6 protein-coding genes are annotated in these 3782 nt (G+C 63.5%); 3 read left to right on the top strand and 3 right to left on the bottom strand.

Annotated elements, in window-relative coordinates; translation table 11 throughout:
• Both EOC06_RS30055 and EOC06_RS30050 read left to right on the top strand, forming a co-directional pair.
• On the top strand, nt 1–470 hold a 470-nt coding region (locus EOC06_RS30055; RefSeq protein ID WP_128309502.1), incomplete at its 5' end, for a DUF1214 domain-containing protein.
• Nucleotides 463–1032, top strand: coding sequence for a DUF1254 domain-containing protein (locus tag EOC06_RS30050; RefSeq protein WP_127271883.1), 570 nt, complete (start codon nt 463–465; stop codon nt 1030–1032). The genes EOC06_RS30055 and EOC06_RS30050, both read left to right, overlap by 8 nt.
• A 140-nt stretch (nt 1033–1172) precedes the next feature.
• On the opposite strand, the gene EOC06_RS30045 is transcribed toward EOC06_RS30050, so the two are convergent.
• The gene (locus EOC06_RS30045; protein ID WP_127321658.1) at nt 1173–1361 is read right to left on the bottom strand and encodes a hypothetical protein; all 189 of its coding nucleotides are present in this window, start codon (nt 1359–1361) and stop codon (nt 1173–1175) included.
• A gap of 188 nt (nt 1362–1549) precedes the next feature.
• Between EOC06_RS30045 and EOC06_RS30040 the strand changes: the two genes are divergently transcribed.
• Nucleotides 1550–2587, top strand: a complete 1038-nt coding sequence (locus EOC06_RS30040; RefSeq protein ID WP_128309501.1) for a hypothetical protein — start codon at nt 1550–1552, stop codon at nt 2585–2587.
• On the opposite strand, the gene EOC06_RS30035 is transcribed toward EOC06_RS30040, so the two are convergent.
• Nucleotides 2565–2912 (bottom strand): DUF1491 family protein, encoded by a 348-nt coding sequence (locus EOC06_RS30035; protein WP_127268163.1) that lies wholly within the window; start codon nt 2910–2912, stop codon nt 2565–2567. The two genes, EOC06_RS30040 and EOC06_RS30035, sit on opposite strands and share 23 nt — an antisense overlap.
• A 69-nt stretch (nt 2913–2981) precedes the next feature.
• The gene (locus tag EOC06_RS30030; RefSeq protein ID WP_128309500.1) at nt 2982–3779 is read right to left on the bottom strand and encodes a peptidoglycan-binding protein; all 798 of its coding nucleotides are present in this window, start codon (nt 3777–3779) and stop codon (nt 2982–2984) included.
• Nucleotides 3780–3782 lie beyond the last annotated feature (3 nt).

Below are 3782 nucleotides of genomic sequence, written 5' to 3'. Positions count from 1 at the left end.
GCCAATGGACGGCCTTTCCCGATATCGGCACACCGGCCGCCGATCCCTATTCCAAGGCCCGCGTGGCGCGCGAGGGTGTGCTTGCGCTCGGCCGCGCCGAGGGGCTGTCCTTCGTCGCCGAGCGAGACGCGGCCGGCGCCGAGCTCAAGCGCGAATGCACCTACACAATCGAGGGTGATTTTCCGACGGCACGGTTCTGGACGCTTTATGCCGCCGACCAGTCGCTCGGCGTGGTCAAAACCGGCAAACCCCGGCTGGCGGCGCTGCAATCCTACGGGGTGGTGCGCCAGCCCGACAATTCGGTGATCATTTCAGCCCGCCATCACCCGATGCCGGGCAATTGGCTGCTGACAGACGGCTTCGGCAGGATGTATTTCGTGCTGACCTTCTACGACACGCCAATCGCCAGCAGCACCGGCCTGTCGGACGTCTCGCTGCCGCATATCGTCAAGGTCGGCTGCAATGCGTAGTTTTTACGCTGCGATGCGCGGACTTCTGCATGCCGTCCTGCTCGGTCTGCTCGGCGCCGGCATCGTGCACATCGCCGTGCTGCTGCTGGTGCCCGAGTTTTCCGAACGCGATGCCTGGTCGCGGCTGTCCATGGCGTCGGATCTCTACAAGATGACGCGGCTCGATGCCGAGGCCGGTGGCGCGCCCGTGGTGAAATCCGTCGACCCGCTGTTTTACGCGACGGCCTGCCGGTTCGATCTGGGCGAAGGCATGGTCCGCGTCAAGGCACCTGGGCATGTCCCGTTCTGGTCGGTGTCGGTCTATGACCGCAGCGGCCACAACATCTATTCCTTCAACGACCACACAGCGACCGGCGGCGTTCTGGATGCCGTCGTGCTGACGCCGGCGCAGATGATCGACGTGCGCAAGGATCTTCCCGAGGATCTTCAAGGAGCGATCTTCGTCGAAGCGCCGATCGAGGAAGGCATCTTCGTCATCCGCGCCTTCGTGCCCGACAGCAGCTGGAAGCCGATCGTGTCGCGCTTCTTCGAACAGAGTTCCTGCGAGTTGCAGGACTTCTAGAGCGTGTCGCGTCTGAACGGATTCAGACGACCCGCTTTGGATCTTTGTTTTTATGCATGTCGTTCTCCCAAAACCGAGGTCACTTTTGGGCGACATGCACTAGACATGACCCCGGACCAAAGGTCCGTGGCCGCCGAAACTCAGTGGTGCGGGACCGGTTTTGTTCCTGGCGAGCCCGGCTTGTCGGGATCGATCGGCCGCACTTCGCCGGCATGCGGCCGCTCGTAACGGATGCCGGGAAAGATGATCACTGCCGCCGGCATTTCGGCGGTTTGCTTTACTCTGGTGTTTGGTGCCGTACGCGGCACGAAAGACAGTACCATGCCCATGGTTCGCGCATTCCTCTCGGTTTCCCCGGAGCACAACGCAACGCCTCCAAATGTCATTAAGGCCGGCAGAGGGTTAACGGAACGCTAACGGATCGTCGCTAACTTGAACTTTGTTCTTGGCACTCTCGGAACCGGCACGGTCCCGGTCGAGCGTCGTCAAGGTTGTGTCGAGTACGGGCGTATCCTTCGTGTCATCTTCGGACTTCAGGCAAATCGCGGTGCGAAAAGACTCGGGAAAGGCCGAAAGGCTGTTCCGAGCCGCGGTGTCGGCGTTCTGTTCGCTCACCCGCCCATCACGCCGCGAGATCGGTCAACTCGAAGACCTGACGCTGCCGCTGTTCAATGACGTGTCCGTCGAATCTCGCCGTTACGTGGCAGCCGCCCTTTCCGAATGCGAATACGCCCCCGCCGCCCTGGTGCGCCGCCTTTGCGAGGAACCGGTCGACATTGCCGCGCCGCTGCTCATCCGCTCACGCGCCGTCAGCGACATCGATCTCATCGCGCTGATCGGGCGACATGGCCTGCCGCATGCGCGTGCCATCGCGCGCCGCAAGGGTTTGAACCCGACCATCGCTGATCTGATCAAGGCCCTCGAGAGGCCAACCCTGGTGCGCGCGCCGCAACCGGATGCGAATGCCGCCGCGGCAGACAAGATCGCGCCAGCGAGCACGGTAACCGCCTCTGACGAGCCCGCCCGGGAACAGGCACTCGGCATCGCGGCTGAGAATGCACGGCGCAGGCTGCGCTCGATAATGCGCACGGGCGACGAGGCGGCAGCGACGAACGCCGATCCTTTCAAGGGCGCCGACATCTATGTGAAATTGCGCGAGACAGCGCTGACGGGAAACGCCGCGTTCTTCCAGACCGCGCTCGCCGATGCACTCGATATCGATTTCGAGATCGCGCGATCGCTCACCGCCAACCAGAATTATGCCTCGCTGCTTGCCGCCTTGCGCTCGCTCGACCTCAGCGAAGACAGGGCCTTCCTGATCACGGTTGCCGTCTATCCCAACCAGTTCCCGCATCCGCAGGCTATCCGCACCTTCCTCGACCGTTACCGGCTGCTGCATCGTGAAGCGGCCCAGGACAAGATGCGGTCGTGGCGGGCGGAAGCCCTTTCAAGGGTGGTTCGCGGCGCAGCACCTGCCAACGGCGATACACGCACCGCCTCGAACAGCGACGATGCGGCGGCTTCGTCCGGCCTCAGGGCGTCTTCACGGAAATAAGCTCCTCGACGGGCACGGTGCCGGCCTCGATCTCGACCACCCAGATATCGGGATCGAATTTTTTCTCCCTTTCCAGCCTGGCGTCGAGCACTGTGGCATCCTCGCCGGTTCCGAGCTGAGTGAAAAACCGGTCGTCGGGCTTGGCCGAATCATAGCTTGTCTGCGGCGCCGGCCCGAACAGGGCAACCTCGCCCAGCCTGCCCCGCGCCAGGACGAACACAGCGCCGGCCTCGGTCGCGCCGCGCTTGACCACGGCGGCAAATCCCCCGGCGCCGAAAACCCGGCGCAACAGGGCCGAGACCCACAGATCCGATGTGACGCGCATGAGAGAGCTCCCTAAACTGCCGGTTCTCCATCGATATTTCCGCCGCTGGCCGAGCCGTCGTTTCAGCCGTCAGTTGGTCAGGCCGATCTCGCGCATCTTGACGTAGACGATCTCATCGGGCTCGCCGGTCTGCGGCAGCCCGAACAGCGACTGGAATTCCTTGATCGCCGCCTTGGTGCGCGCGCCGACGACACCATCCAGCTGCATGTCGTCATTGCCGAACGCCTTGAGCCCGGCCTGGATCTTGACGATGCGGGCATCGGGCGCTTGCGTCTCGGCATCCGCCTGCCCGGAATTTGTCTGTCCTGAACCTGTCTGCAAAGACACCGGAACGGCGGCCGGCATATCCGGGCGCGGCTGCGGCCTGGGTACGACGGAAGCGGTTTTCGGCGTCGCGCCCAGTTGATCGAGCAGAAGCGCGTCGATCTCGCCGGACGCGTTGAGCCCGACCTTCTGCTGATAGTCCTGGATGGCCTTGCGGGTGTTGGGTCCGGAAATGCCGTCGACCGTTCCCGAATAGAAATCAAGATCCTTCAATATGCCTTGCACCTGCTCGACAACCGGATCGCCCTTGATCGGTGCCGGCGCGCCGGATGGCCGCACGATGTTGAACGTCGTTTCCGGCTCGTCGGGCGCCGCGTGCGGAAAGCCCGCAATGCTGCGGGTCGCGAAGAATGCGCCGGCATGCGGGAAAGGCTGGTACCACAAGGCATTTGCGGAGACGTAGAACAGCGTCACCAGGAATGCCGTCGAGCCGCCCACCAGGACAGGATTGCGCGAGATCATGCCGCCGACGGCAACAGCGCCGTCCTGAAAGGCATTGCTGCGGCGCTTGACCGCCTTAGCCGGTTTTGCGGAGCGAGCCATCTC

The organism is Mesorhizobium sp. M7A.F.Ca.MR.362.00.0.0, from assembly GCF_004023175.1.
Taxonomy (GTDB): Bacteria; Pseudomonadota; Alphaproteobacteria; order Rhizobiales; family Rhizobiaceae; genus Mesorhizobium.
This window is presented reverse-complemented; position numbering and strand designations above follow the sequence as displayed.

What these genes read in the sequence shown, in the direction of transcription:
- EOC06_RS30050 (WP_127271883.1), top strand. Translation starts at nt 463, where the DNA reads ATGCGTAGTTTTTACGCTGCGATGCGCGGACTTCTGCATGCCGTCCTG.
- EOC06_RS30030 (WP_128309500.1), bottom strand. Translation starts at nt 3,779, where the DNA reads ATGGCTCGCTCCGCAAAACCGGCTAAGGCGGTCAAGCGCCGCAGCAAT.
- EOC06_RS30035 (WP_127268163.1), bottom strand. Translation starts at nt 2,912, where the DNA reads ATGCGCGTCACATCGGATCTGTGGGTCTCGGCCCTGTTGCGCCGGGTT.
- EOC06_RS30045 (WP_127321658.1), bottom strand. Translation starts at nt 1,361, where the DNA reads ATGGGCATGGTACTGTCTTTCGTGCCGCGTACGGCACCAAACACCAGA.